Origin of the sequence: Streptomyces sp. NPDC048514 (assembly GCF_043199955.1) — a bacterium.
Lineage (GTDB): Bacteria > Actinomycetota > Actinomycetes > Streptomycetales > Streptomycetaceae > Streptomyces.
The window spans coordinates 242,839-268,197 of sequence record NZ_JBICWT010000013.1; the positions used below are offsets into that span (position 1 = coordinate 242,839).

The following is a 25,359-nucleotide window of genomic DNA, read 5'->3' on the forward strand; positions in this document are numbered from 1 at the left end:
AGTGCGTTCTGTTGCGGTATGTCCGTTTGTGTGCGGTTGTTCGGGTGTCGGAGTGTGCATGGAGGGCGTAATGTTCGAGGGCATCAGTAGCCACGACCTCGGGAGAGAGACGGCATGGACCACGGGACGGTCGGCAGCGCACAGTCGGGCCGGCTTCTGGTGGAGGTGCGGGAAGAGGGCTCCAGCGCCGTTGTGACACCGGCGGGTGAGCTCGATCACCACACCGCCGATCTTCTGCGCGAGCCCCTTGACGACCTTCTGGCAAAGGGCTTCTCACGGCTTGTGGTGGACTGCTCACGCCTTGAGTTCTGTGACTCGACGGGCTTGAACGTCCTGCTCGGGGCGCGATTGAAGGCGGAGGCCGCCGGTGGCGGGGTCCACCTGGCCGGCATGCTGCCGGTCGTCGCTCGCGTGTTCGAGATCACCGGGGCCGAGACGGTCTTCACCGTTCACGACTCCGTGGAGGCGGCCCTGGCCGACGGTGCCGACTGAGCCCGATCCGGCCCTCCGGTGCCGCGGTCGCTCCGGGCGTTGCGTCTGTCACGCCGAATACGGGGGTGTTTCGCCGGATCCGTCGGGCAGGAGAGGGCAGGGGAAGGCAGGAAGCATCCTGCCGACCGTCCGCCGCCGGATCGTTCCGGAATCCGAGAGCGACCTGGAGTGTGTCCTGGACGGGGCGCACGCGCGACGGGCGGCGAGCGACCGACCCGCACCGACGGCGGGCGGACGACGTACGGACCGGCCGGCATCGAAGGGTGTCGACCTTTGAATCGTGAACTGGTGAATCGGTGAGGTGAAGCGCTGATGAGCACCACCCGGCCTTACTCGCCGGGCGACCGCGGCCCGGAGCCCAGCGGCGCTTCCGGGGTGTCCGAGGGGGATGTGCCGGCTGCCGGCGCAGCCACGGAGGCGGCCGCGCCGCCCGTGCCGTCCGGCGGTACCGCGGCGACCCGCGGCAGGCAGATCCGCAGACTCGGCCTGGAGGGCGAGAGCGGGGTCGTCCCGATGGCGCGTGACTTCTCCCGTCAGGCGCTGTACGCATGGGGCTGGCTGCCCGCCGCCGGCGCCGACCAGCGGGCGGCCGCCGAGGACGTACTGCTCGTCGTGTCCGAACTGGTCACCAACGCCTGCCTGCACGCCGAAGGCCCCGACGAACTGGTCCTCACCTGCGACAACAAGGTGATCCGGGTCGAGGTCTCCGACCGCGGCACCGGTCAGCCGGCCCCGCGTACCCCGCACCGCGCCGGCCGCCCCGGCGGCCACGGCATGTTCATCGTGCAGCGGCTGTGCCTGGACTGGGGCGTGGTCCGCGCGTCCGGCCGTCCCGGCAAGACGGTGTGGGCGGAACTGGGCGCTCCCGCGTAGTCGTTCCGCCCGGAGGGCCGTGCTCGCGCGCGACGCGCGCGGACGGCGTGCGGCCGTCATGCCGCGACGGCAGAGCCGTACGCCGGGCATGGCCGTACACCGGGCATGGCCGTACGCCGGGCGGGGCTGTCCGCCGGGCATGGCGGTACGAAGGCGGAGCCGTATGCCCTGCAGGGCATGACACCTCCGGCATCTCGGACCTGTCCGGCCTCTCGGGCCTCCCCGGCGTCCGCGCGGAGGGCTTCACATCGTCACGGATCCTGCGCGTACCGCGTCTTCCTTCCTCACGACCCCGGGCGTACCTTGACGGCCGAATCTGATATGCCGTCAGTTCTTCCGTCGTGAACGAATGGGGTGGACCGATCGTGTCGTACCCGAAGCGAACCGCCGCGCTCGCGTCCGCCGCGGCCCTGGCCGGATCGGTGGTGCTGCTGACCGCACCGGCCGCCCGAGCCGAAGTCGTCGACGTCGACTACCGCTGCCGGACGCCGATCGGCGTCAAGAGCGCCGTCTCGCCCATCGACATCAAGGGCGTCCGGAGCGGCAACGGCTACAAGATCACCATGTCCTGGCAGAAGGGCGTCTCCTCCAGCCCGGTGGAGCTGGGCAAAGGGGCGATGACGCCGAGCGCCACCATCAGGCTCGGCGGCGCCGACAGCGGAACCCTCGCCGTCAGCGGCCCGGCCAACGCGGCCGCCATTCCCGCCAACACCCCGATCAAGATCAGCGACTTGAGCGGCACGTACACGCCGAAGAGGACCGGCAAGGTCACCTTCACGGCGGCCGTCCTCACGATCAAGGCGCTCGGTACGACGACGACCTGCACACCGACGAACAGCCCCGAGCCGTCCCTGACGCTCGACGTGACGGCACCCGGCGGCTCGTCCTCCGGCGGTTCGTCCTCGGGCGGCTCCTCCTCCGGTGGCTCCTCCTCGTCGTCGGGCGGTGACCCGGGCGGCCGGCTTCCGCAGACCGGTCCCGCGGACTCCGCCGTGGCCCTCGGCACACTCGGCGGCACGGTCCTGCTCACCGGTGCCGCGGGCGCGCTGTGGCTGTCCAGGCGCGACCGGGCGGCACGCCGCTGAACCTCGGCCCGCGATCGCTGAGCCCGGCCCGGGAACGCTGAACCCGGCACCCGATCGCTGGACCCGGGCCCGATCGCTAACCCGGGTCCGACCGCTGGACCCAGGCCCGATCGTTGGACCCCGACCTGATCGCTGGACCCGGGCCCGACCGCTGGACCCAGGCCCGGCCGCTGATCCCCGGCCAGCCCGCTGAACCCCGGCCCACGACCGCTGGAGCCGCCCATGCCGTCCGCCACCACCCGTGTCCCGCACCGCCGCCGGCACCTGTTCCCGGCCGCCGCCGGATCCGCGGCCCTGTGCCTGCTCGCCCTGCCGAGCGCCGCGCCCCGGGCCGCTGCCGCCGGTTCCTGGACCGTCGCGCCGGCGGGCGGCGGACGGCCCTCCCTGTACGCCGAGGGGGCGCCCGGAGCGGTGCTGCAGGACGAGGTGTCCATCACCAACCCGGGGCGGACGCCGCTCGTCGTACGGCTCTCCGGCACCGGCCTGCCGATCGCCTTCGCCGACCAGGCACCGCGCGTCCCCGCCCGGATGCGCGCCGACGTGCCCTTCGCGGTGACCGTCCCGGCCGGAGCGGCGCCCGGCGACCGCTCCGGCGCAGTCGTCGCGCGCGCTGCCGGCGGCCGGACGGCGACCGTCGCGCTGCGGCTGCGCGTCGTCGCCCCGGCGCTCGCCGCGCTGACCGTCGAGCACCTGGCCGTACACGCCGGACGGATCACCTGCGAGCTGGTCAACCGCGGTACCACGGTCCTCGTGCCGAGGTTCGCGGTGCGCGCGGACGGTGTCCTCGGCCGGGTCCTGGACCGTCCACCGCGCGACCTGCCCGTCCGCCTGCGACCGGGCACCCGGCTGAAGCTGTCCGAGCCCTGGCCGGACCGGCCGGCGCTGGACGCGGTCGACGTCCGGGTGACGGTCACGGCGGCGGGTGGGGCCCACGACACGGCGACCACGACCGCGCGGTTCGTGCCGTGGGCCGTGCCGGCCGGCACGGCCGGCATGTTGGCCGCGGGCACGGCCGCGGTGATCGCCCTGCGACGCCGGGGGAGCCGCAGGACGGACGGCGGCGGGGCGGTGGGTGAGGGGCGGGTCGTCGGCGGCGGGGCGGCGGGTGAGGGTCGGGTCGTCGGCGGCGGGGCGGTGGGGCGTGGTGCCGCGGGGGCGCCGTCGGCCGGTGCCGAGTTGGCGGGAGGGCCGGTGAAGTGAGCGGCATCGTACGGATTCTGCGGCCGTCGGCGTGGGCGGCGGTGCTCGCGCTGCTGGTGCTGCCGGTCCTCGTGGCACCGGCGGCCGCGGCGGACCGGCCGTCCGTGAAGCTGTCGGCGGCCCAGGCCGGCACCGGCGGCTCGGTCACCGCCACCGGCACCGGATGGCGGCCGCACACGCTGCTGATGCTGCTGGTCTGCGGGCGGGCCACACCGTCCCGGGGTGTAGTCGGCGGTACCAACTCCTGCGCCAACGGCGAGGGCCGGGCCGTGACCACCGACACCCGGGGCGCCTTCAGCCGCGAACTCCCGGTCGCCGAACCGCCCGTACCCTGCCCCTGCGTGGTGCACGTGGCCACCGTCACCGGCGCCGGGGCGGAGGCGGACGCCGTCCTGCGGGTCGCCGGACACCCCGTCGCCCCGCTGCCCACCGAGCGCTCCGGCGGCCGCCTCGCGGTCCTGTCCGACGTCCGGCTGACCGGCTCCGGCGGGCTGCTCACCTGGTTCGGGGCCCCGCCCGCCCGCACCCTCGTCCTCACCGTCGGCAACACCGGCACCAGCCCGGTCCGGAACCCGCTCTTCAAGGTGGGCACAGCGCACGGCGTCTTCGCCCCGCAGTGGGACGACCGGCAGTGGCACGGCACCCTCGCACCTGGGAAGAAGGCGCAGATCAAGCTGCCGGTCGAGCTGTCGGCCGGAGCCCACGGCGACTACGCCGTGACCCTGAAGTACGACGGCCGGACCCTCGCCGAGCAGCCGTGGGCCGTGGGCCGCCCCTGGGGCGTCACGCTGTTCTGGCTGCTGCTCTGCCTGGTCGTGCCGGCGGCGCTGTTCCGTATCGGTATGGCCGTGGTGGACCGGGTACGGCCGCGCCGGACGGGCGGAGCGGCCCGAACCGGTCACCGGCGCCTGCCCCGGCCCACCCTGCCCGCCGTGTCCCGGCCCGCCCCGCGCCGGTCGCGCTTCCGGGCCCGCGAGCCCGCGCACCACACGGACCCGGCGCCGGACCCGGCGCAGGTCCCGGCTGCGAAGCCCACCTCGACCCTCCCGTGGTTCGGTCCGCACTCCGCTCCGGGCGGCCCGGCCGGCCGGCTCTCCGCACCGCACGACGACAGCCCGACGAGTCCTACGACTCCCATCCCGAAGGGACCCAAGTGAGCATGCGAAGGAGAGGCACACCGGCCGGCGCGCACCGGCTGACCGCGGCCGGTGCCGCGCTGGTGCTGAGCGGTGCGGGCGTCCTGCTGGGCGTGGCGGCGGTGCCGGCGCAGGCGGCGCAGGTGTCGTACGCCACCCACTGCGTGCCGCCCGCGGGCATCGATCCCGTCGACGGCACCACGAAGGTCGAGATCACCGCGCCCGCCACGGCGAAGGTGGGCGACACGGTGGACATCGTGTGGAAGTTCGCCGAGGCCGCCTCCAGGAACCCGGACATCATCGACCTGCCCGCGAACTCGGTCCAGCCGTCCGGCGTGCTCAGGGCGGCCGGCGCGCAGAGCGCCGACCTCACGCTGCAGGGGCCTCGGGAGAACCCGGCGATCCCCAAGGGCGGCGCCATGGTGCTCTCCGACATGAAGGGCACCCTGAAGCTGACCACGGCCGGCGAGGTGACGCTGACGCCGGACGCGTACACCGTCAACGCGATGGGCACGAACACGAAGTGCACGCCGAAGGAGACGGTGCAGAAGGCGGCGACGATCCAGGTGACGGCGGGCGGCGGCACCTCCGGCCCGACGCCGACCGGGTCGACGACGCCCACCGGGTCCGCGACGCCCACCCGGTCCACGACGCCGAGCGTCACCGCCACGGCGACCGGCGGCACCGGCCAGACCGACTTCACCGGCAAGGAGGTGCAGATCCCCTACGCCTGCAAGACCCCGATCGGCGACAGGAACGCGACCTCGCCGGTGCAGATCGACGCCAGGAAGAACGGCGGGAGCTACGACCTCACCGTGCAGTTCGAGAAGTCGGTCATGGACAGCCCCGCCGACATTCCCAAGGACTCCGTGAAACCGTCCATGGAGGTGGTGCTGGGCGGTGCCGACAAGGGCACGGTCCATGTGGAGGGCCCGGCGAACGCGAGCCCGATCAAGTCCGGTGAGCCGATCGAGGTCCCCGACCTCACCGGCAGCTACAAGCCCGGCGCGAGCGGCACCTCGACCCTGTCCCCGGGCGTCCTGACGGTCAAGGCGCTTGGTACGACCACGACGTGCACGCCGACGAAGACGGCGGTCTCGCTGACCCTGGACACCGCGCAGCAGCCCGGCGGCGCGGCGGGCGGCACTTCGTCGTCAGGTGGCGGCGGGAGCACCGGCGGCAGCGGTGGCGGTGGCGGTGACGGCGGCCTCGCCGAGACCGGTGCGAGCGACCATGGCGGGCTCGCGGCCCTGGGCCTGGTCGCGGGCACCGCGATCCTGCTGGGCGGCGCGGTGTTCACCTTCCTGCCGGGGCGCAGGACCCGCTAGCGGCGGCTGTCGTGCGGACGTGAAGAGGCCACGGCGTCGTACGCACGCGAAGAGGCCACGGCGTCGTACGCACGCGAAGAGGCCACGGCGTCGTACGCACGCGAAGAGGCCACGGCGTCGTACGCACGCGTAGAGGCCACCGCGTCGTACGCACGCGAAGAGGCCACCGCGTCCGATGACGCGGTGGCCTCCCCGAAGCCCTGGATCAGGTCAGTGGACGTCGCCCATCAGCGACTTCACGTTGCGGCGGTACATGTAGACCGCGACACCCGCGAGGGCGGCGAGGATCGCCTCCACCAGGACCGCGCCGGACCCGCTGAGGTCGACACCGGCGATGGCCGGGTTCGACAGCAGGCTGGTGATGGAGTCGCCCGCGGTGACCGCGAGGAACCAGACACCCATCATCTGGCTGGCGTACTTGGCGGGAGCCATCTTGGTGGTCACCGACAGGCCGACCGGGGACAGGCACAGCTCGCCGACGGTCTGGATCAGGTAGATGCCCACCAGCCACATCGGGCTGACCTTCGTGCCGTCGGACGCCATGCCCAGCGGCAGCAGGAAGAAGAAGAAGGACACACCGATGAAGAACAGGGCGGCGGCGAACTTCGCGACGGTGCTCGGCTCCTGGCCCTTGCGGGCCAGCCACAGCCAGATCCAGGCGAAGACCGGCGCCAGCGCCATGATGAACACCGGGTTCAGCGACTGGTACCACGAGGACGGGAAGCCGAGGCCGAACAGCGAACCGGCGGCCTTGTTCTCGCCGAACGCCTGGACGGTGGAGCCGCCCTGGTCGTAGATCATCCAGAAGACGGCGGCGGCCACGAAGAACCAGATGTAGCCCGTCATCTTGGACTGCTCGACGTCCGAGAGGTCCTTGTCCCGCTTGATGCGCAGCAGCACGCCGGCCGGGATGACCAGACCGATCACGGTCAGCGGGATCATCGCCCAGTTCAGGGTGAAGTGGCCGGTGAAGCCGACGATGCCGTAGAAGACGGCCGCGACGGCCAGCCAGATCAGGCCCTTGCGCAGCCAGGAGGCGCGCTCCTCGCTCGCCAGCGGCTTCGGGACGACGTCGCTCTGCGGGCTCAGGTTGCGGGTGCCGAGCAGGAACGCGGCGAGGCCGATGGCCATGCCGACCGCGGCGAGGCCGAAGCCGAGGTGCCAGTTGACCTCCTGGCCGACCGTGCCGATGAACAGCGGCGCGAAGAAGGCACCCATGTTGATGCCCATGTAGAAGATCGTGAAGCCACCGTCACGGCGCGGGTCGTCCGGGCCCTTGTACAGGTGGCCGACCATGGTCGAGATGTTGGCCTTCAGCAGACCCGAGCCGAGCGCCACCAGGCCGAGACCGGCGAAGAACGGCGCCTGACCGCCGGGCACCGCCAGCACCAGGTGACCGGCCATGATCGTGACGGCCGCGATGGCGACGGTCTTGCGCGGGCCCCAGACCCGGTCGCCGAGCCAGCCGCCGGGCATGGCGAGCAGGTACACCATCGACAGGTAGACCGAGTAGATCGCCGTGGTCGTGGCGAGGTCCATGCCCAGACCGCCGCCCATGCTGCCCTTTTTGGCGTCGGGGCCGCCGGAGAGCAGGTAGACGACGAGGAGGGCCCTCATGCCGTAGAAGCTGAAGCGCTCCCACATCTCGGTCATGAAGAGGGTGGCCAGTCCGCGGGGGTGGCCGAAGAAGGTCTTCTCGGAACCGGGGGTGCCCGGGCGGACCGAGTCCTTCGTCAGGCTGGACGCCATGGTCGTTCCTTGCTGGTCGGGACGCGCGGTGGAGCGTTGCGCGCCCGGTGGGGGTGCGGCCGGCACCGGCAGGGTCGGCCGTCCACCCCCACGCCCAGGGGGAGTCCGCTCCGGATCGCGGAACGGCGGACGGCGACCACCGGGATCCACGCCCCGCGACGCTTCAGTGCGTCCGGAGCCCGGCCAGAGGTCATTCCTATCAAGCTGGTCTAGACCAACTAGCACACAAAAGAGACCTTCAGCGTCAAGTACCCGCCAAAGGTCCCCGGTGTGCTACAGGCGTTCAGGTCACCATACGTCAGCACACCGCCGGAAATGGAAGGACTTGAGACGCGGATCACAGGTGTCGGGGGAACCGCGGGACGCGTTTCGAAGGTCCCTTCTACGATCGCATCTCCAAGTCGATGGTTCGTACCAGTAGGTCGTGAAGGTAAGAATCCCCGGAACCGATCACGCCCCGGCAGTGCGTACGGGCGGTCTACCATCACCACATGACCCGTGTACTGCTCGCCGAGGACGACGCGTCCATCTCGGAGCCGCTGGCCCGCGCCCTGCGCCGGGAAGGTTACGAGGTCGAGGTGCGCGAGGACGGACCCGCCGCGCTCGACGCCGGAATGCAGGGCGGCGTCGATCTGGTCGTGCTGGATCTGGGCCTGCCCGGCATGGACGGCCTGGAGGTCGCCCGCCGGCTGCGCGCCGACGGCCACACCGTACCGATCCTCATCCTGACCGCGCGGGCCGACGAGGTGGACACCGTCGTCGGCCTGGACGCGGGCGCCGACGACTACGTCACCAAGCCCTTCCGGCTCGCCGAACTGCTCGCCCGGGTGCGGGCCCTGCTGCGGCGTGGCTCCGCGGAGCCGCAGCAGCCGCCGGCGACGCACGGTGTGCGGATCGACGTCGAGTCGCACCGGGCGTGGATGGGCGACGAGGAGCTGCAGCTCACGGCCAAGGAGTTCGACCTGTTGCGGGTCCTCGTGCGGGACGCCGGCCGGGTGGTGACCCGGGACCAGCTGATGCGCGAGGTATGGGACACCACGTGGTGGTCCTCGACCAAGACGCTGGACATGCACATCTCCTGGCTCCGCAAGAAGCTCGGGGACGACGCCGCCAACCCCCGGTACATCGCGACGGTGCGTGGCGTGGGCTTCCGCTTCGAGAAGAGCTGAGCCCTCCGGGGCCGGCTCGGGTGAGAGAACATGCGCCGACGTCTCATTCAGTCCACCCTCGCCGTCGTCCTCGTGGTGATCGCCGTCTTCGGCGTCTCCCTGGTGATCGTCGAGACGCGGACCATCAGCAACAGCGCGCAGGAGCGGGTGGACTCCGAGGCGGTGCGGCTGGCCAGCATCGTGGACAGCCGGATCCTCGCCGCGGAGAACGTCAACGCGGACGTGCTCCGCAATCCGGTCAGCAAGGAGCAGTACGTCCTGATCCGGACGCCCGGCCGGACGCCGATCGAGATCGGCAGCAAGCCGCAGGGCGACGTCATCCACTCCACGCAGCACGGCGAGGAGGGCGAGACGGTCACCGTGCAGGAGCCGCGCTCCGCGGTGACCCGCGAGGTCGGCCGTACCCTGCTGATCATCGGGCTGGTCGCGCTGCTCGCGGTGGTGGCGGCCGTGCTCCTCGCCGTACGGCAGGCCAACCGGCTCGCCTCTCCGCTGACCGACCTCGCCGAGACCGCAGAGCGTCTCGGCTCCGGTGACCCCCGCCCCCGGCACAAGCGCTACGGCGTTCCCGAGCTGGACCGGGTCGCCGATGTGCTGGACTCCTCCGCCGAGCGGATCGGGCGCATGCTGACCGCCGAGCGGCGCCTCGCGGCCGACGCCTCCCACCAGCTCCGCACGCCGCTGACCGCCCTGTCCATGCGGCTCGAGGAGATCACCCTCACCGACGACCCGGACACGGTGAAGGACGAGGCGACCATCGCCCTGACCCAGGTCGAGCGGCTGACGGACGTGGTGGAGCGGCTGCTGACGAACTCGCGCGACCCGCGCACCGGCTCGGCGGTCTCCTTCGACCTGGACGAGGTCATCCAGCAGCAGCTCGCCGAGTGGCGGCCCGCCTACCGCAGCGCCGGCCGGGCCGTGGTCAGCTCGGGCAAGCGGCATCTGCGGGCCGTGGGCACTCCGGGCGCGGTCGCGCAGGTGCTGGCCGCGCTGATCGAGAACTCGCTGATGCACGGCGGCGGAACGGTCGCCCTGCGCACCCGGGTCACCGGCAACCAGGCGGTGATCGAGGTCACCGACGAGGGCCCCGGCGTGCCGGCCGACCTCGGCGCGCGGATCTTCGAGCGCACGATCAGCGGGCGCAACTCCACGGGGATCGGCCTCGCCGTCGCCCGCGACCTGGCCGAGGCCGACGGCGGGCGGCTGGAGCTGCTGCAGGCCCAGCCCCCGGTGTTCGGCCTGTTCCTCTCGCGCACGTCACCGTCCCGCAAACCGGGCGAGGAACGGCCGACGGTCCGCTGACGGGCCCGCCCGCTCTCCCGGGCGGCCCTGCGGACTACGGAACGTGCTGCTTCGGTGCCGTGCCGTCCGGTGCGGGCCTCTTCGCCTCGGCGGCCAGGATCGACTCCGCCTCGCGGGCCGGCAGTGCCCGGAAGACCCAGCTGCGGTACGACCAGAACCGGAACAGGGTCGCGACGCCGATGCCCACGAACTTGGAGACGTTGCTCTGCAGCGGGCTGTCCCAGCCGAAGCCGTAGGTCGCCAGGTACAGCAGGCCGTTCTCGATCACCAGACCGATGGCGCTGAACAGCAGGAACAGCGTCAGTTCCCGGGTGCGGCCGCTCTTGTCCCGGTCCCGGTACGTCCAGTACCGGAAGCCGACGTAGTTGAACACGATCGCGACGACGGTCGCGATGACGCTGGCGCGCACCACCGGCAGGTCGGAGACGTGCCGGACCAGGTTGAACACACCGAGATTGACAAGCACCCCGGCGCCGCCGACGGCGCCGAACTTGGCCACCTCGCGTACGAGCCGTTGCAGCCCTGCGGAACGAGGTTCCATGGCTGTGCAGCTCCCGTCGGTAGGTTTCGTCAACCCACCCATGCTATCCAGCCGCGCGCGCCGACGCGCGTGGGCCGGGCCACAGCCGGGAAACGGGTCGGAAAGAGAGGGGAAAGCAGTGGGTAAGAGAGTCCGAGCGGGACGGGATCCGGCCGGTGCCCGAGTGGCCGATACGCTAGGGGTGTGACGTTCCCGGTAGTCGGCATGGTCGGCGGGGGGCAGCTCGCGCGTATGACGCACGAAGCGGGCATCCCGTTGGGCATCAGGTTCAAGCTCCTCAGTGACACCCCGCAGGATTCCGCGGCCCAGGTGGTGAGCGATGTCGTCATCGGCGACTATCGCGATCTGGACACGCTGCGAGAGTTCGCGCGCGGTTGCGACGTGATCACCTTCGATCACGAACATGTACCCACCGAGCACCTCAGGGCCCTGGAGGCGGACGGCATCCCCGTGCGCCCGGGCCCCGACGCGCTGGTGCACGCCCAGGACAAGGGGGTGATGCGCGCCCGGCTCGACTCGCTCGGCATCCCCTGCCCACGGCACAGGATCGTCGCCGACCCGGCCGACGTGGCCGCCTTCGCTGCCGAGGGCGACGGCTTCCCGGTCGTCCTGAAGACCGTCCGCGGCGGCTACGACGGCAAGGGCGTGTGGGTCGTCGACTCGGCCGAGGAGGCCGCCGACCCGTTCCGGGCGGGCGTGCCGGTCCTCGCCGAGGAGAAGGTCGACTACGTCCGCGAGCTGGCCGCCAACGTCGTACGCTCCCCGCACGGCCAGGCGGTCGCCTACCCGGTGGTGGAGTCGCGGCAGGTGGGCGGCGTCTGCGACACGGTGATCGCCCCCGCCCCCGGCCTGGACGGCGACCTCGCGGTCAGGGCCGAGGAGATGGCCCTGACCATCGCCAGGGAACTCGGCGTGGTCGGGCACCTCGCGGTGGAGCTGTTCCAGACCCGCGACGGCCGCATCCTCGTCAACGAACTGGCGATGCGCCCGCACAACTCGGGCCACTGGAGCATGGACGGCGCGATCACCTCCCAGTTCGCCAACCACGTCCGCGCGGTCCTGGACCTCCCGCTCGGCGACCCGCGCCCGCGCGCCAGGTGGACCGTCATGGTCAACGTCCTGGGCGGCGACTACCCGGACATGTACTCCGCGTACTTGCACTGCATGGCCCGCGACCCCAAGCTCAAGATCCACATGTACGGCAAGGACGTGAAGCCCGGACGCAAGGTCGGCCACGTCAACACCTACGGCGACGACCTGGACGACGTGCTGGAGCGCGCCCGTCACGCAGCCGGCTACCTGAGAGGCACCATCACCGAATGAGCCCCGTTGTTGGCATCGTCATGGGGTCGGACTCCGACTGGCCCGTCATGGAAGCCGCCGCCAAGGCCCTGGACGAGTTCGAGATCGCCTACGAGGTCGACGTCGTCTCCGCGCACCGCATGCCCCGCGAGATGATCACGTACGGCGAGCAGGCTGCCGACCGCGGGCTGAAGGCGATCATCGCGGGGGCGGGTGGCGCCGCCCACCTGCCCGGCATGCTCGCCTCCGTCACCCCCCTGCCGGTCATCGGCGTGCCGGTGCCGCTGAAGTACCTGGACGGCATGGACTCGCTGCTGTCCATCGTGCAGATGCCGGCCGGTGTCCCGGTCGCCACGGTCTCGGTCGCCGGTGCCCGCAACGCGGGTCTGCTCGCGGCCCGGATGCTGGCCGCGCACGACGAGGACCTGCTGCAGCGGATGCGCGACTTCCAGCAGGAACTCAACGACCAGGCCACCGAGAAGGGCAAGCGGCTGCGCACCAAGGTCGAGGGCCAGGGCCACTTCGGCTTCGGGAAGTGACGCCCGTGACCTCGCTGGACGAAGCCCGCACCCTGCTGCGCGAGTTCCCGGTCGTCGACGGGCACAACGACCTGCCGTGGGCGCTGCGCAAGAAGGCCGGCTACGACCTGGACCGGCTCGACATCGCCGCCGACCAGCACGCGGACCTGCACACCGACCTGCCGCGGCTGCGCGAGGGCGGGGTCGGCGCCCAGTACTGGTCGGTGTACGTGCCCTGCGAGCAGCCCGACCCGGTCGCGGCCACGCTGGAGCAGATCGACTGCGTCCGCCGGCTGCTCGCCCGCTACCCGGCCGAGCTGGCGCCCGCGCTGACCGCGGCGGACATGGAGGCGGCGCGCCGGGACGGCCGGATCGCCTCGCTCATGGGGGCCGAGGGCGGCCACTCCATCGCCAACTCGATGGGCACCCTGCGCGGCCTGCACGAACTCGGTGTGCGCTACATGACGCTCACCCACAACGACAACACGGACTGGGCGGACTCCGCGACCGACGAGCCGAACGTGGGCGGCCTGTCCGCCTTCGGCCGCGAGGTCGTCCGGGAGATGAACCGCCTCGGCATGCTCGTCGACCTCTCGCACGTCGCGGCGACCACGATGCGCGACGCGCTGGACGCCACGTCCGCGCCGGTGATCTTCTCGCACTCCTCCGCGCGTGCGGTGTGCGACCACCCCCGCAACATCCCGGACGACGTGCTGGAGCGCCTGCCCGCCAACGGCGGCGTCGCCATGGTGACGTTCGTGCCGAAGTTCGTGCTCCAGGCGGCCGTGGACTGGACGGCCGCGGCCGACGAGAACATGCGCGCGCACGGCCTGCACCACCTGGACACCAGTGCCGAGGCGATGAAGATCCACCGCGCCTTCGAGGAGCGCACCCCGCGTCCGGTCGCCACGGTGTCCACCGTCGCGGACCACCTGGACCACATGCGCGAGGTGGCCGGCATCGACCACCTGGGCATCGGCGGCGACTACGACGGCACCGCGTTCACCCCGGCCGGCCTGGACGACGTCTCCGGCTATCCGAACCTGCTCGCCGAGCTGCTGGACCGCGGCTGGTCCACCGCCGACCTGGCCAAGCTGACCTGGCAGAACGCGGTACGGGTGCTGGGTGCCGCCGAGGACGTGGCCCGGGACCTTCAGGCCACCCGCCCGGCGTCCAACGCCACCATCGAGTCGCTCGACAGCGGCTCCGCCTGATCGGACGGGACGTCGAGGGCGGGATAGTCGTTGTAGCCGACGGCCCCGCCCACGTACATGAGGTAGCGGTCCCGGACCGGGTTGAGCGGTGCGCCGCGGCGCAGCCGCTCGGCCAGGTCCGGGTTGGCGAGGAACGGCCGGCCCAGCGCCACCAGGTCGGCGCCGGCCGCCAGCAGCTCGCGGACGGCCAGGCTGACGGTCTCGGTGCCGAGGCCGGCCAGGTCGGGGTTGCCGATCAGGACGCCGGGCCAGTCGGCGCGGATCCGCCGGTACCAGCCGCTCTCCGGGGCCGAACGCACCAGGTGCAGGTAGGCGAGGCCCAGCCCCTTCAACCGGTCCAGGAGCGCGGCGTAGAGGCCGTCGGTGTCCTCCTCCAGGACGCCGTTGCCGGTGGAGCCGGGGGAGATCCGCACGCCCACCCGGTCGGCGCCGATCGCGTCGGCCACCGCCTCGGTCACCTCCGCCGCGAACCGCACGCGCCGTTCGGCGGGGCCGCCGTAGCCGTCCGTGCGGTGGTTGGTGTTGTCCGCGAGGAACTGGTGCAGCAGCATCCCGTTGGCCGAGTGCACCTCCACCCCCTCGAAGCCCGCCTCGACCGCCCGGCGGGCCGCGGAGGCGAAGTCGGCGATCGTGGCGCGGATGTCGTCCGGCGTCATCGCACGGGGCACGGCGGCCGGCCGGTGTCCGTGCGGGGTGAAGATCGTCTCCGGCAGCGGGACCGCGGAGGGCGCGAGCGGGGTCAGGCCCGTGGTCTCGGGGTGGCTGACCCGTCCACCGTGCTGGAGCTGGAGGAACATGTGCCCGCCGGCCGACCGGACCGCGTCGGTGACCCGCCGCCAGCCGGCCACGTGCCGGTCGGTGTGGATCGCGGTGATGCCGGGGTAGGTCTGCCCGACCGGGTTCGGCGTCGACCCCTCGCCGATGATCAGGCCGGCCGAGGCCCGCTGGGCGTAGTGGGTGGCCATCAGGGGGGTCGGAGTGCCGTCCGCCTCCGCGCGGTTCTGGTGAGCGGGGCCATCACCAGATGGTTCGGCAGCGCCAGCCGGCCGAGCCGGGCCGGTGCCAGAAAGTCCGTTGTCCGTGTCATGACCGCACGGTAGAACTTGACACGGGTGTCAGATTCAAGCCCTCTTCCGGTGGAGGCGGACATGCGGATCGGTGAACTGTCCCCGCGCACGGGCGTGAGCGAGCGGTCGTTGCGCTACTACGAGACCCAGGGCCTGCTCTTCGCCGAGCGCACCCCGGGCGGCCACCGCGACTATCCGGAGCGTGCCGTCGACCGGGTCATCCGGATCCAGGAGCTGTACGCGGCCGGGCTGCACAGCGGGAAGATCCGGCAGCTGCTGCCCTGCATGCGCGACCGCGACGGCGGGCCCTCCGCCGTCGCCACCCCCAGGCTGGTCGCCGACCTCACCGCCGAGCGCGACCGCATCGACCGCATGATCGCCGACCTGGAGCGGTCCCGGGAGACCCTGGACGAGGTGATCCGAACGGCCCGCGACACCTGACCGGCGTCTTCCCCGCATACCCCGAACGCCCCAGCCACCAGGAAGTCTCCCGGCCCTCCGTGCGACCGTGTCGATACGCCAGCCACAGCACGACGTAGCTCACGACCGACGTAGCCCACGACGTACGGAGCCCGCCCATGGCCGACCTCCAGGACGACATCCACACCACGACCGAGGCCGGCGGGGACGACGATGTGCCGGACGTCCTGTTCCGCGAGGAACCCCACCCGTCCGGCGACGAGGACCTGTCCCGGGCGCACACCCTGCTCGCCGCCCACCCGGTCGCCGACGGCTACAGCGGCCTGCCGTGGGCCCTGCGTCATCTGCCCTGGTACGACCTGGAACTGGGCGAGGCGGCCGTCGACACGGACGTGCCCCGGCTGCGCGAGGGCCACGTGGCCGCGCTGTTCTGGTCCCTGCACCTTCCCGAGGGGCCCGTCGGCGACCGCGCGGCGGCCGCCACCCTGGAACAGCTCGACCAGGTGCGCACGGTGATCGAGGCCCACACCGAGGGACTGCGCCTGGTGCGCACCGCCGGGCAGATCATCGACGCCCGCAACCGCGGCCGGGTCGCCGTCGTCCTCGGCCCCGCCCATGGGGCGGCGCTCGACGACTCCCTCGGCATCCTGCGCATCCTGCACTCCCTCGGGCTGCGCGTGCTCACCCTCTCGGGCACCGCCTGGGCGGGCGAGACGGGGCTGACCCGGTTCGGTGAGGAGGTCGTCCGGGAGATGAACCGGCTCGGCGTCGTCGCCGACGTCTCCGGCGCCTCCGCCGCCACCATCGAGCGGGCCGTCGCCCTCTCCAGGACGCCGGTGCTGTGCACCCGCTCCGCGGCCCGCGCGCTGCGCCCGCATCCGGCCAACCTGCCCGACGAGCTGCTCGCCGCACTGGGCGCGGCCAAGGGGCTGTGCATGGTGCCGCTGACCGCCGAACAGACCGGCCCGACCGTCCGGGACGTCGCCGACCACCTCGACCACGTCCGCGACGTGGCCGGCCCGGAATGCGTCGGCCTGTCCGGCACCTACGACTCCGGCGCCGTCCACCCCCGCGACCTCGCCGACGCCTCCCGCTATCCCCACCTCGTCGCCGAGCTGCTCCGACGTGGCTGGACCGAGACCGAGCTGGCCCTGTTGACCTGGGGAAACGTGCAGCGCGTGCTGCGCACCGCGGACTTCACGGCACGTGTCGCACAGCAGCGCCGGGAGGCGTCGACGGCACGGATCACCGACCTGGACGGCTGAGCCGGGCCGACGCGTCCGGCCGGCCCCTCAGTGGCCCTCGATCCGGCACAGGCAGAACGGGTGCCCGGCCGGATCGGCGTACACCTGGAAGTCCTTGCTCTCGCGGTCCTCCAGATCCAGCGGGCGGGCGCCCAGCGCCAGCACCCGCTCGTGCGCGGAGTCGAGTTCCGCCCAGGTCCGCCCCGCGTCGAAGTCGAGGTGGAACTGCTGGCCGTTGCCGTCCGCGCGCGGCCACTCCGGCGGGGTGTACCCCTCGGCCCGCTGGAACGCGAGCCGCGGCCCGTCCGGGATCTGCAGAACCACCCAGTCGTCGTCCTCGGCCTGCGGACTGCCCCCGGCCACCGCCGCGTAGAACTCGGCCAGCGCGTACGGATCGGGACAGTCGAGCACGACGGAACGGAAACGGACCACGGACGCCATGATCTCCTCCTTCAGCAGGCGCACAGGCAGAACGGGTGCCCGGCGGGATCGGCGTAGACACGGAAGGTGCGCGAGCGGTCCTCCGCGTCCAGCGGCTTCGCGCCCAGCTCCAGCACCCCCTTCTCGGCCGCGTCCAGGTCCTCCACGGACAGGTCCAGGTGGAACTGCTGGGAGCGGTCCGCCGCCGGCCACTGCGGCGGCACGAACCCGGGCGCCCGCTGGAAGGCCAGCGCGGGCCCGCCGGGCACCTTAAGGTCCACCCACCTGCTGTCCTCGGGATCCTCCTCGACCGAGCCGCCCAGCACACCGGCGTAGAAGCCGGCCAGTGCGCGGGGATCGGGACAGTCCAGGACCACGGCGCCGAGCTTGGCGAGAGCCATGACTACCTCCTCGTGTTACCTGAGAAGCCGGGTAACCGGTAACGGTTACTGCATGCTCCCGCAGAAGGGGTAACGTCGCAAGCATGAGCGAGAGATCGGCCGCTCCGGGCGGCCTGGCTCTGGTCGAGTCGCTGGTGAACACGCTGGACGTCGAGACGGGCGCCGACTCGCTGGACACACCGGAGGTCCGCGGCCGCCTCGGGGTCACGGAGGCCGGCCTGGCCGACGCCCGGGAGCTGCGCGAATCGCTGCGGGCCGCGCTGCTCGCCCACGCGGGCCACGCGGCGCACCGCGCGGTGACCCCGCTGGGCACGCTGCTGGCGCGGGCCCCGCTGTACGTCGCCGTGGACGACCACGACGGCTCGGCCCGCCTCGCCCCGGCCGACGCGGGCCCGCTGGCCTCCCGGATCGCCGCCGCGGTCGCCGAGGCCCTCGTGGCCGGCACCTGGACCCGGCTCAAGGCGTGCGAGGCCCCGACCTGCCTCTGGGCGTACTACGACCGCAGCCCCGCCGGACGCGGCCGCTGGTGCTCGATGCAGGTGTGCGGGGCACGCGCGAAGATGCGCCGGTACCGCTCGAAGGAGCGGTGAAGCACCGGGAGTTCACCGGCCACGTATGTGTCCCATGGTGCAGAATGCGGACAGACGCCGGTTCGGCCGACTGAGCCTCGGCCGAACCGGCGTCGCCGTTCGTGCCGGGTACGGGCGGTTACGCGGTGGGGCGGCCCATCGCCCGGTAGACCCAGCCGGTCCGCCGCCACAGCTCCGGGTCGAGGGCGTTGCGCCCGTCCAGGATCACCCGGGCCGTCGCGACCTCGCCGAGTACCGCCGGGTCCAGCTCGCGGAACTCCCGCCACTCGGTCAGATGCAGCACGATGTCCGCGCCGCGCACCGCCTCCCGGGCGGAATCGGCGTAGCCCAGCGTCGGGAAGACCTTGCGGGCGTTGTCCATGCCCTTCGGGTCGTACACCGTCACCTGCCCGCCCTGGAGATGGATCTGCCCGGCCACGTTCAGTGCGGGGGAGTCGCGGACGTCGTCCGAGTCGGGCTTGAAGGTGGCGCCGAGCACCGCGACCCGCTTCCCGAGGAAGGACCCGCCGCCGAGCGCCTCACGGGCCATCTCGACCATCTGGCCGCGCCGGCGCATGTTGATGGAGTCGATCTCCCGCAGGAAGGTCAGCGCCTGGTCCGCGCCCAGCTCGCCCGCCCGGGCCATGAACGCCCGGATGTCCTTCGGCAGACAGCCGCCGCCGAACCCGATCCCGGCACGCAGGAACTTCCTGCCGATCCGGTCGTCGTGCCCGATCGCCTCCGCCAGCTTCGCCACGTCACCGCCCCCGGCCTCGCACACCTCCGCCATCGCGTTGATGAAGGAGATCTTGGTCGCGAGGAAGGAGTTCGCCGCCGTCTTCACCAGCTCCGCCGTGGGGAAGTCGGTGACGACGAACGGGGTGCCCTCGCCGAGCGGGGTGGCGTACACCTCGCGCAGCAGCTTCTCGGCCCGCTCGCTGCGCACACCGGCCACGATCCGGTCCGGGTGCAGGGTGTCCTCGACGGCGAAGCCCTCGCGCAGGAACTCCGGGTTCCAGGCCAGCTCGGCGTCCCCGCCCGCGGGCGCGTGCTCGGCGAGGTAGGCGGCCAGCCGGTCGGCCGAACCCACCGGCACCGTCGACTTGCCGACCACCAGGGCCGGCCCGTGCAGATGCGGCGCGAGCGAGGCGAAGGCGGAGTCGACGTACGTCATGTCGCACGCGTACTCGCCGTGCTTCTGCGGGGTGTTCACGCACACGAAGTGCACGTCGCCGAAGGCGCCGACCTCCGCCCAGTCGGTGGTGAACCGCAGCCGGCCCGAGGACCCCTCGAAACCGGCCACGTGCCGGCGCAGCAGCTCCTCGAGCCCCGGCTCGAACATCGGCGTCTCGCCGCGTTCCAGCATGGCGATCTTCTCGGGTACGACGTCCAGTCCCAGCACCTCGAAGCCCAGCTCGGCCATGGCCGCGGCGTGCGTGGCGCCGAGGTAGCCGGTGCCGATCACGGTGATCTTCAGGCTCATGGGTGCGCTCCAGCTCGGGGACCTACTCGGTGCGGTGCCCGAGCATAGCCGGGCACTTCGGCGGGCAATTTCCCCGCTGTCGCCAAGCTCACGTAGGCGTGCTCACGGCAGGCCTCTAAAATTTGAGTTACTTAACGGTAATTAGCGTCAGTATCACTGCGTCTTTGGAGCGTGAGAGACCGTGGCCGGAACGGCTGACTTCGACCTGTACCGCCCGTCCGAGGAGCATGACATGCTCCGCGACGCCGTCCGCTCGCTGGTCGAGGCGAAGATCGCGCCGTACGCCGCCGCGGTGGACGAGGAGGCCCGCTTCCCGCAGGAGGCCCTCGACGCGCTGGTCGCAGGCGACCTGCACGCCGTGCACGTGCCCGAGGAGTTCGGCGGCGCCGGCGCCGACGCGCTCGCCACGGTCATCGTGATCGAGGAGGTGGCCCGCGCCTGCGTCTCCTCCTCCCTCATCCCGGCCGTGAACAAGCTCGGCTCGCTCCCCGTGATCCTCTCCGGCTCCGCGGACCTGAAGAAGAAGTACCTGTCCCCGCTGGCCAAGGGCGACGCGATGTTCTCGTACTGCCTCTCCGAGCCGGACGCCGGCTCCGACGCGGCCGGTATGAAGACCAAGGCGGTCCGCGACGGCGACCACTGGATCCTCAACGGCGTGAAGCGCTGGATCACCAACGCGGGCGTCAGCGAGTACTACACGGTGATGGCCGTCACCGACCCGTCGAAGCGCTCGAAGGGCATCTCCGCCTTCGTCGTCGAGAAGTCCGACCCGGGCGTCTCCTTCGGCGCCCCGGAGAAGAAGCTCGGCATCAAGGGCTCCCCGACCCGCGAGGTCTACTTCGACAACGTCCGCATCCCCGCCGACCGCATGATCGGCGAGGAGGGCACGGGCTTCATGACGGCGATGAAGACCCTGGACCACACCCGCATCACCATCGCCGCCCAGGCGCTCGGTGTCGCCCAGGGTGCCCTCGACTACGCCAAGGGTTACGTCCAGGAGCGCAAGCAGTTCGGCAAGCCGATCGCCGACTTCCAGGGCATCCAGTTCATGCTCGCCGACATGGCCATGAAGATCGCCGCCGCCCGCGCCCTGACGTACCAGGCCGCGGCGGCCTCCGAGCGCGGCGACGCCGACCTCACCTTCCAGGGCGCGGCCGCCAAGTGCTTCGCCTCGGACGTGGCGATGGAGGTCACCACGGACGCCGTCCAGCTCCTCGGCGGCTACGGCTACACCCGCGACTACCCGGTCGAGCGCATGATGCGCGACGCCAAGATCACCCAGATCTACGAGGGCACGAACCAGGTGCAGCGGATCGTGATGGCAAGGAACCTTCCGTAGCAGGGCTCTGGCAGGTCAGATGCCGTTTCGAGGGTCCGGAGGGACACCCTCGGCTTTCGTCCGTGGCGGCCCGGGCGGGACCGCTCCCGGGCGCCATGCCGGGGGAGTCCTGGGTGGACAGGAGCCGAGAACGGTCACCGACCTGCACGGACAACACAGCCCCCGGCGCGACGCCGGGGGCTGTCGTCGTACGCGGATCAGGCGACCTCTGACGCCTCCGTGGGTCGTCGGGGGCCGACATGCGGGGCGACGGCCCCGGACGTAGGACGGAAGCACACGGGATCCGTTTCCCGGGTCCCCCCCCTTCCGAGGAGGAGCCATGACCCAGTCACAGTCACCGGCGATGGCGGCGCTCACCCCGCAGATGCAGGACTGCATCGAGGCGTGCATGAGCTGTCACAGCATGTGCGAGGAGACCATGAGCGGTTGCATGCAGAAGGGCGGCCCGCAGCAGATGCAGGTCATGCGCGCGCTCATGGACTGCTCCGAGACGACCCGGATGTGCGCCGACATGATGATGCGGCGCTCGCCGATGTCCGCCGAGATGTGCATGTTCTGCGCGAAGGTCTGTGACATGTGCGCCGAGGCGTGTATGTCCATGCCGGACGACCAGCAGATGATGCGCTGCGCCGAGGCCTCCCGCCGCTGCGCGGAAACCTGCCGCACCATGGCCGGCGCCACCATGTGACCCGCCCCGCCCCGCCCGGCCAAGGGCACCTTCGAAGTGCCCTTGACCGTCCGGCGGTCCGCCCGCCGGCGCGGTCGCACCGGCGGGCGGGGTGTCAGTTGCCGGTGACCGTGACCTTCTCGTCGTTGTTCAGCTGGTTCACCAGGGTCTTGACCTTCGCCTTGTCCCAGACGAGATTGCCGCCCGAGGAACCGGAGATCGGCATGTTCATGGACGTGCCGTCCCCGCCGCTGACGCCCTTCATGGCCCAGAACATCGAGGCCAGGTCCCACAGCCCCATGTCCTTGTCGACGATCAGCGAGTCCAGGCCCGCGCCCATGGTCGGGTAGAGCTTGAACGGGTTCAGGACCGTCGACGGGGTGGCCACCTGGTGGGCCAGGGCGGCCAGGAACTTCTGCTGGTTCTTGGTGCGCTGCAGGTCCGAGGCGGCGAAGGCGTGCCGGGTACGGACGAAGGCGAGGGCCTGCTGGCCGTTCAGGGTCTGCTTGCCGGCCTCGAAGTCGGCGCCGGACCACTTGTCCTTGAAGCCCTTGTCGATGTCGATGTCGACACCGCCCACCGCGTCCACGATGTTGGCGAAGCCCTGGAAGCCGATCTCCACGTAGTGGTCGATGTGCAGGCCGGTGTTGGACTCGATCGCGCGGACCAGCAGCGTCGGCCCGTCCTCGGCGTAGGCCGCGTTCAGCTTCTCGTGCCGGCCCTGCGCCGGGTAGGTCTTCCCGGACGTCGACCCCTTGTACGAGGGGACCACCACGTCCGAGTCGCGCGGCAGCGAGATCAGCGTGTCGCCGTTGCCGCCGACGTGCAGGATCATCATCGAGTCCGTGCGCTTGCCCTCGGCGCCGCCCGTGTGCAGCTTCTTCTCGTCCTCCTTGGACATGCCCTCACGGCTGTCCGAGCCGACGATCAGGTAGTTGGTGCCGTCGCCCGCCTCCGGCCGGTCGATGACCGTCGACAGGTCGACCTCGCGGCGCAGCTTGGAGTCGGCCCAGAAGTACGTCGCCACGGATGTGACGACCAGCACGGTCGCCAGCGTGATCGTCGTCCACTTGATCCGGCGCCGCCAGTTCGGCGCGGGACGCGGCGCCCGGGCGGGTCCGCCCGCCGGGCCGCCGGGCCCACCGCCACCGGGACTGCCGTACACCTGGCCCGTGTTGTAGCCGCTGTCGTACTCGCTGTAACCGGAACCGTCGTCGTGGCCCCGGCCGTCGACGTACGACGGCTGCTGGGGGACGCCGGCGCCGTACGGCGGTGCCGACGGGCCGGGGTTGCCGTAGCCGGAGCGCTGCCCCGGCGGTACCGCCGGGCCGCGCCGCACCTGACGCATCACGCGGGCACCCTCCGGCTGCGCACCGGCACTGCCGTGTCCGTAGCGGGGGCCGCGGTTGTCGTCGGACCATCCCTCGGGCCAGTCATTCATGCGCCCCAGTGTGCAGGGCAGTGGTACGTGCCTTACAAGGGATGTCGGAAAATCAGGTCGCCGCTGTTGCGAAGCTGACACAAATTCCGTGAATGTCGCCTCAGCATAAGGTGGAGGGCATGACAGATCAGGCCGCGGACATGGACACGGACATCCCGGGCAAGCCCACGTCCGCCTCGCGCACCACGCTCAGCCACATCATGACCCACAACGACACCAACCTGCTGGGAACCGTGCACGGTGGCGTGATCATGAAGCTCGTCGACGACGCGGCGGGCGCGGTGGCCGGCCGGCACTCCGGTGGTCCCGCGGTCACGGCGTCGATGGACGAGATGGTGTTCCTGGAGCCGGTGCGCGTAGGTGACCTGGTCCATGTGAAGGCCCAGGTGAACTGGACCGGCCGGACCTCCATGGAGATCGGCGTCCGGGTCCTCGCCGAGCGCTGGAACGAGTCGGCCCCGGCCACCCAGGTGGGCTCGGCCTATCTGGTCTTCGCCGCGGTCGACGCCGACGGCAAGCCGCGCCGGGTGCCGCAGGTGGAGCCGGAGACCGACCGGGACCGCCGCCGCAACCAGGAGGCCCAGATCCGCCGCACGCATCGCCTGGCCCGCCGCCGCGCGATCCGCGAACTGCGCGAGAAGCGCGCGGCCGAGGGCTTCGAGGACTAGCCGGCGACTCGGAAGCGCGGCCGGGTGGCTTCGAGGGGCGGAGCGGGATTCGGGCACCGGCCCGTGGCCCGAAGAGCCGGGCGGCGAGCCGGACGCCGGCCATGACCGCGGCCGCCCGCCGCCCGCACAGGGAGTCAGGCCTCCGGACCGCGGTCACGCGGTCCCGGAGCACACCACCTCGTTGCCCCGCACCACACTCTGCTCGGGCTGCCCGGGGTCCGCGAACCGCACCTTGGTCACCGCCCTGAAGTCGGTCCCGACGGTCACCTTCATCAGCGGCCCCTGGCCGGGGACCGCGCGCAGCTCGCTGCCGGGCAGGGCCACGGCCAGGGAGCGGGCGGAGCGGTCCCACCGGGGGTCGTAGGAGATCACCGTCCGCGGCACGTGGGCGGGCGCCGTCACCGGCCGGTGGGTCGTGGTGAAGCCGGTCGCGGCGAGTGCGGCGTCGACCCGCTTGGCGAGCCCGACGGTGCCCGTGCCGTTCGCCACCAGCACCCGGATCTGCCGCGGGTCGACCTCCACGGGTGCCGGCACCGGGCCCCGGTGCGGCCGGTCCGCCGAGAGCTGTTTGTCGTCGCGCAGCGACCGGAACAGCTGCTCCGCCTTGGCCTGGTCCCATTTCAGGGTCGAGCCGATGCCCTTGATCTGGACGTCGAGACGCCCGATGGGGACGGTGGTGAACTCCGAGGACGCGGGGGAGAAGCTCCGCATCGCGCGCCCCAGCTCGAGCAGCTCGTCGGTGTGGAAGCCCGAGTCCGCACGGACCGAGCCGAGCACCGCCCGGGTCACGTCCCGGAACCTGATCGGGTTCAGCAGCACCCCGGAGGAGGTGGCCTTCTCGATCAGCGCGGCCATGAACCGCTGCTGCCGTTTCATCCGGCCCAGGTCGCTCGCCCCGTCCAGGTGCCGGGCCCGCACGTACTGCAGCGCCTGCCCGCCCATGAGGGTGTGCGTGCCCGGCGCGAGGTCGAGCCCCGTGTACGAGTCCTTCAGCGGTGTCGGCGTGCAGACCTGCACCCCGCCGAGCACGTCCACCGTCCTCATGAAGCTGGTGAAGTCGACCTCCAGGTAGTGGTCGATCTTCACGTGGGTCATGTTCTCGACCGTGCGGATGGTCAGCTGGGGGCCGCCCTCGGCATAGGCCGCGTTGAGCTTGATCGGGTGCGCGCCGTGCCGCCGGCCGGAGTTCTGGTCGATGTGCTCGGGGGCATCGGCGTAGGAGTCGCGCGGCAGGCTCACCACCGTGGCCCGCTCCCGGTCCTCCGAGATGTGCACGATCATCATGGTGTCGGTGCAGTGGCAGGGCTGACCGCCGAGCCGGTAGGCGCGCCGCTCCTGCTCGCTGACCTTGTCGCGGCCGTCGGTGCCGACCAGCAGGACGTTCATGCCGTGGCCGGCGCGGGGCCGGTTCTTCATGTCCTTGAAGGCGTCGATCCGGGCGATGCCCGCGTCCAGGCTGGTGACGACGGCGTGCCCGATGCCGGCGGAGGCGAGCACCACCACGGACAGGGTGCTGACCGCCCGCATGGCCCAGCGCGGCCGCTTGGGCGGCCGGACGGACCTCACGGACCTCACGGACCGCTCGGGCGGCACCCGGCGGGGCGGCCGCGGGCGGCGCGGCCGTGGGGCACCTCCCCCGCTACCGGCGGTGGGGGACGGGGACCGAGGCGGGCTGGACAAGGGGGACACCTCCGGACGAGGCCGTACGCGGGATCCGTGAGCACAGTAGGC

The 25,359-nt window shown here is 71.9% G+C and carries 25 protein-coding genes; 17 read left to right on the forward strand and 8 right to left on the reverse strand.

Annotation, left to right across the window (positions count from 1 at the left end):
* The first annotated feature begins 114 nt into the window (after positions 1–114).
* The 6 genes from ACGFT2_RS28390 (at position 115) to ACGFT2_RS28415 (ending at position 6,114) form a co-directional block, all read left to right on the forward strand.
* Positions 115–492, forward strand: a complete 378-nt coding sequence (locus tag ACGFT2_RS28390; protein WP_353600295.1) for an STAS domain-containing protein — start codon at positions 115–117, stop codon at positions 490–492.
* A gap of 312 nt (positions 493–804) precedes the next feature.
* A complete protein-coding gene (locus ACGFT2_RS28395) occupies positions 805–1,365 on the forward strand; it encodes an ATP-binding protein (RefSeq protein ID WP_393283360.1) in 561 nt (186 codons plus the stop codon).
* 365 nt (positions 1,366–1,730) lie between these two features.
* Entirely contained in the window at positions 1,731–2,450 is a 720-nt protein-coding gene (locus ACGFT2_RS28400) for an LPXTG cell wall anchor domain-containing protein (protein WP_393283362.1), read from the forward strand.
* A 222-nt stretch (positions 2,451–2,672) separates the two neighbouring features.
* Positions 2,673–3,650: a hypothetical protein gene (locus tag ACGFT2_RS28405; RefSeq protein ID WP_393283364.1), complete on the forward strand. Its 978-nt coding sequence runs from the start codon at positions 2,673–2,675 to the stop codon at positions 3,648–3,650.
* Positions 3,647–4,807: a hypothetical protein gene (locus tag ACGFT2_RS28410; protein ID WP_393283367.1), complete on the forward strand. Its 1,161-nt coding sequence runs from the start codon at positions 3,647–3,649 to the stop codon at positions 4,805–4,807. The genes ACGFT2_RS28405 and ACGFT2_RS28410 overlap by 4 nt, the downstream gene beginning before the upstream one ends.
* Before the next feature lie 2 nt (positions 4,808–4,809).
* Complete coding sequence (locus tag ACGFT2_RS28415; protein ID WP_393283370.1) at positions 4,810–6,114, forward strand: hypothetical protein; 1,305 nt, start codon at positions 4,810–4,812, stop codon at positions 6,112–6,114.
* A gap of 210 nt (positions 6,115–6,324) precedes the next feature.
* Here the strand turns inward: ACGFT2_RS28415 and ACGFT2_RS28420 are convergent, their stop codons facing one another.
* Positions 6,325–7,863 (reverse strand): peptide MFS transporter, encoded by a 1,539-nt coding sequence (locus ACGFT2_RS28420; protein WP_393283372.1) that lies wholly within the window; start codon positions 7,861–7,863, stop codon positions 6,325–6,327.
* 491 nt (positions 7,864–8,354) lie between these two features.
* On the opposite strand from ACGFT2_RS28420, the gene ACGFT2_RS28425 reads away from it, so the two are divergent.
* Entirely contained in the window at positions 8,355–9,032 is a 678-nt protein-coding gene (locus tag ACGFT2_RS28425; RefSeq protein ID WP_030615631.1) for a response regulator transcription factor, read from the forward strand.
* A 30-nt stretch (positions 9,033–9,062) separates the two neighbouring features.
* Positions 9,063–10,334, forward strand: coding sequence for an ATP-binding protein (locus tag ACGFT2_RS28430; protein WP_393283376.1), 1,272 nt, complete (start codon positions 9,063–9,065; stop codon positions 10,332–10,334).
* Between the two features lie 34 nt (positions 10,335–10,368).
* Here the strand turns inward: ACGFT2_RS28430 and ACGFT2_RS28435 are convergent, their stop codons facing one another.
* The gene (locus ACGFT2_RS28435) at positions 10,369–10,875 is read right to left on the reverse strand and encodes a GtrA family protein (RefSeq protein ID WP_393283379.1); all 507 of its coding nucleotides are present in this window, start codon (positions 10,873–10,875) and stop codon (positions 10,369–10,371) included.
* Positions 10,876–11,058: 183 nt separating this feature from the next.
* Here ACGFT2_RS28435 and ACGFT2_RS28440 point away from each other — a divergent pair, with 183 nt between their 5' ends.
* From ACGFT2_RS28440 to ACGFT2_RS28450, 3 genes are read left to right on the forward strand one after another with little or no spacing between them, the layout of a single operon-like run.
* Positions 11,059–12,198 carry a 5-(carboxyamino)imidazole ribonucleotide synthase gene (locus tag ACGFT2_RS28440; RefSeq protein ID WP_393283381.1) on the forward strand — a complete coding sequence of 380 codons (1,140 nt, stop codon included), beginning with the start codon at positions 11,059–11,061 and terminating at the stop codon, positions 12,196–12,198.
* Complete coding sequence (purE, locus tag ACGFT2_RS28445) at positions 12,195–12,716, forward strand: 5-(carboxyamino)imidazole ribonucleotide mutase (RefSeq protein ID WP_393283384.1); 522 nt, start codon at positions 12,195–12,197, stop codon at positions 12,714–12,716. The genes ACGFT2_RS28440 and purE overlap by 4 nt, the downstream gene beginning before the upstream one ends.
* Positions 12,717–12,721: 5 nt before the next feature.
* Complete coding sequence (locus ACGFT2_RS28450; RefSeq protein ID WP_393283387.1) at positions 12,722–13,909, forward strand: dipeptidase; 1,188 nt, start codon at positions 12,722–12,724, stop codon at positions 13,907–13,909.
* Here the strand turns inward: ACGFT2_RS28450 and ACGFT2_RS28455 are convergent.
* The gene (locus tag ACGFT2_RS28455; protein WP_393283390.1) at positions 13,849–14,874 is read right to left on the reverse strand and encodes an alkene reductase; all 1,026 of its coding nucleotides are present in this window, start codon (positions 14,872–14,874) and stop codon (positions 13,849–13,851) included. The two genes, ACGFT2_RS28450 and ACGFT2_RS28455, sit on opposite strands and share 61 nt — an antisense overlap.
* 183 nt (positions 14,875–15,057) lie before the next feature.
* On the opposite strand from ACGFT2_RS28455, the gene ACGFT2_RS28460 reads away from it, so the two are divergent.
* Positions 15,058–15,417 carry a MerR family transcriptional regulator gene (locus ACGFT2_RS28460; protein WP_393283392.1) on the forward strand — a complete coding sequence of 120 codons (360 nt, stop codon included), beginning with the start codon at positions 15,058–15,060 and terminating at the stop codon, positions 15,415–15,417.
* Between the two features lie 137 nt (positions 15,418–15,554).
* The gene (locus ACGFT2_RS28465; RefSeq protein ID WP_393283395.1) at positions 15,555–16,661 is read left to right on the forward strand and encodes a dipeptidase; all 1,107 of its coding nucleotides are present in this window, start codon (positions 15,555–15,557) and stop codon (positions 16,659–16,661) included.
* 27 nt (positions 16,662–16,688) lie between these two features.
* Here ACGFT2_RS28465 and ACGFT2_RS28470 read toward each other — a convergent pair whose 3' ends face one another.
* Together ACGFT2_RS28470 and ACGFT2_RS28475 are read right to left on the reverse strand one after the other, a co-directional pair.
* Positions 16,689–17,081 (reverse strand): VOC family protein, encoded by a 393-nt coding sequence (locus ACGFT2_RS28470; protein WP_393283398.1) that lies wholly within the window; start codon positions 17,079–17,081, stop codon positions 16,689–16,691.
* A gap of 11 nt (positions 17,082–17,092) precedes the next feature.
* On the reverse strand, positions 17,093–17,461 hold the full coding sequence (locus tag ACGFT2_RS28475) for a VOC family protein (RefSeq protein WP_393283401.1): 369 nt from the start codon (positions 17,459–17,461) through the stop codon (positions 17,093–17,095).
* An 83-nt stretch (positions 17,462–17,544) separates the two neighbouring features.
* On the opposite strand from ACGFT2_RS28475, the gene ACGFT2_RS28480 reads away from it, so the two are divergent.
* Positions 17,545–18,051 carry a CGNR zinc finger domain-containing protein gene (locus ACGFT2_RS28480; RefSeq protein ID WP_393283403.1) on the forward strand — a complete coding sequence of 169 codons (507 nt, stop codon included), beginning with the start codon at positions 17,545–17,547 and terminating at the stop codon, positions 18,049–18,051.
* A 118-nt stretch (positions 18,052–18,169) separates the two neighbouring features.
* On the opposite strand, the gene ACGFT2_RS28485 is transcribed toward ACGFT2_RS28480, so the two are convergent.
* Positions 18,170–19,513, reverse strand: coding sequence for a UDP-glucose dehydrogenase family protein (locus tag ACGFT2_RS28485; RefSeq protein ID WP_393283405.1), 1,344 nt, complete (start codon positions 19,511–19,513; stop codon positions 18,170–18,172).
* Between the two features lie 181 nt (positions 19,514–19,694).
* Here ACGFT2_RS28485 and ACGFT2_RS28490 point away from each other — a divergent pair, with 181 nt between their 5' ends.
* The gene (locus tag ACGFT2_RS28490; RefSeq protein WP_393283407.1) at positions 19,695–20,852 is read left to right on the forward strand and encodes an acyl-CoA dehydrogenase; all 1,158 of its coding nucleotides are present in this window, start codon (positions 19,695–19,697) and stop codon (positions 20,850–20,852) included.
* A 319-nt stretch (positions 20,853–21,171) separates the two neighbouring features.
* Positions 21,172–21,540 (forward strand): four-helix bundle copper-binding protein, encoded by a 369-nt coding sequence (locus ACGFT2_RS28495; RefSeq protein ID WP_393283410.1) that lies wholly within the window; start codon positions 21,172–21,174, stop codon positions 21,538–21,540.
* Positions 21,541–21,634: 94 nt separating this feature from the next.
* Here ACGFT2_RS28495 and ACGFT2_RS28500 read toward each other — a convergent pair whose 3' ends face one another.
* Positions 21,635–22,960, reverse strand: a complete 1,326-nt coding sequence (locus ACGFT2_RS28500) for an LCP family protein (protein ID WP_393283413.1) — start codon at positions 22,958–22,960, stop codon at positions 21,635–21,637.
* 119 nt (positions 22,961–23,079) lie between these two features.
* Between ACGFT2_RS28500 and ACGFT2_RS28505 the strand changes: the two genes are divergently transcribed.
* Positions 23,080–23,628 (forward strand): acyl-CoA thioesterase, encoded by a 549-nt coding sequence (locus tag ACGFT2_RS28505; RefSeq protein ID WP_393283415.1) that lies wholly within the window; start codon positions 23,080–23,082, stop codon positions 23,626–23,628.
* Positions 23,629–23,781: 153 nt separating this feature from the next.
* Here the strand turns inward: ACGFT2_RS28505 and ACGFT2_RS28510 are convergent, their stop codons facing one another.
* Positions 23,782–25,155 carry an LCP family protein gene (locus ACGFT2_RS28510; RefSeq protein WP_393283495.1) on the reverse strand — a complete coding sequence of 458 codons (1,374 nt, stop codon included), beginning with the start codon at positions 25,153–25,155 and terminating at the stop codon, positions 23,782–23,784.
* Between the last annotated feature and the right edge of the window lie 204 nt (positions 25,156–25,359).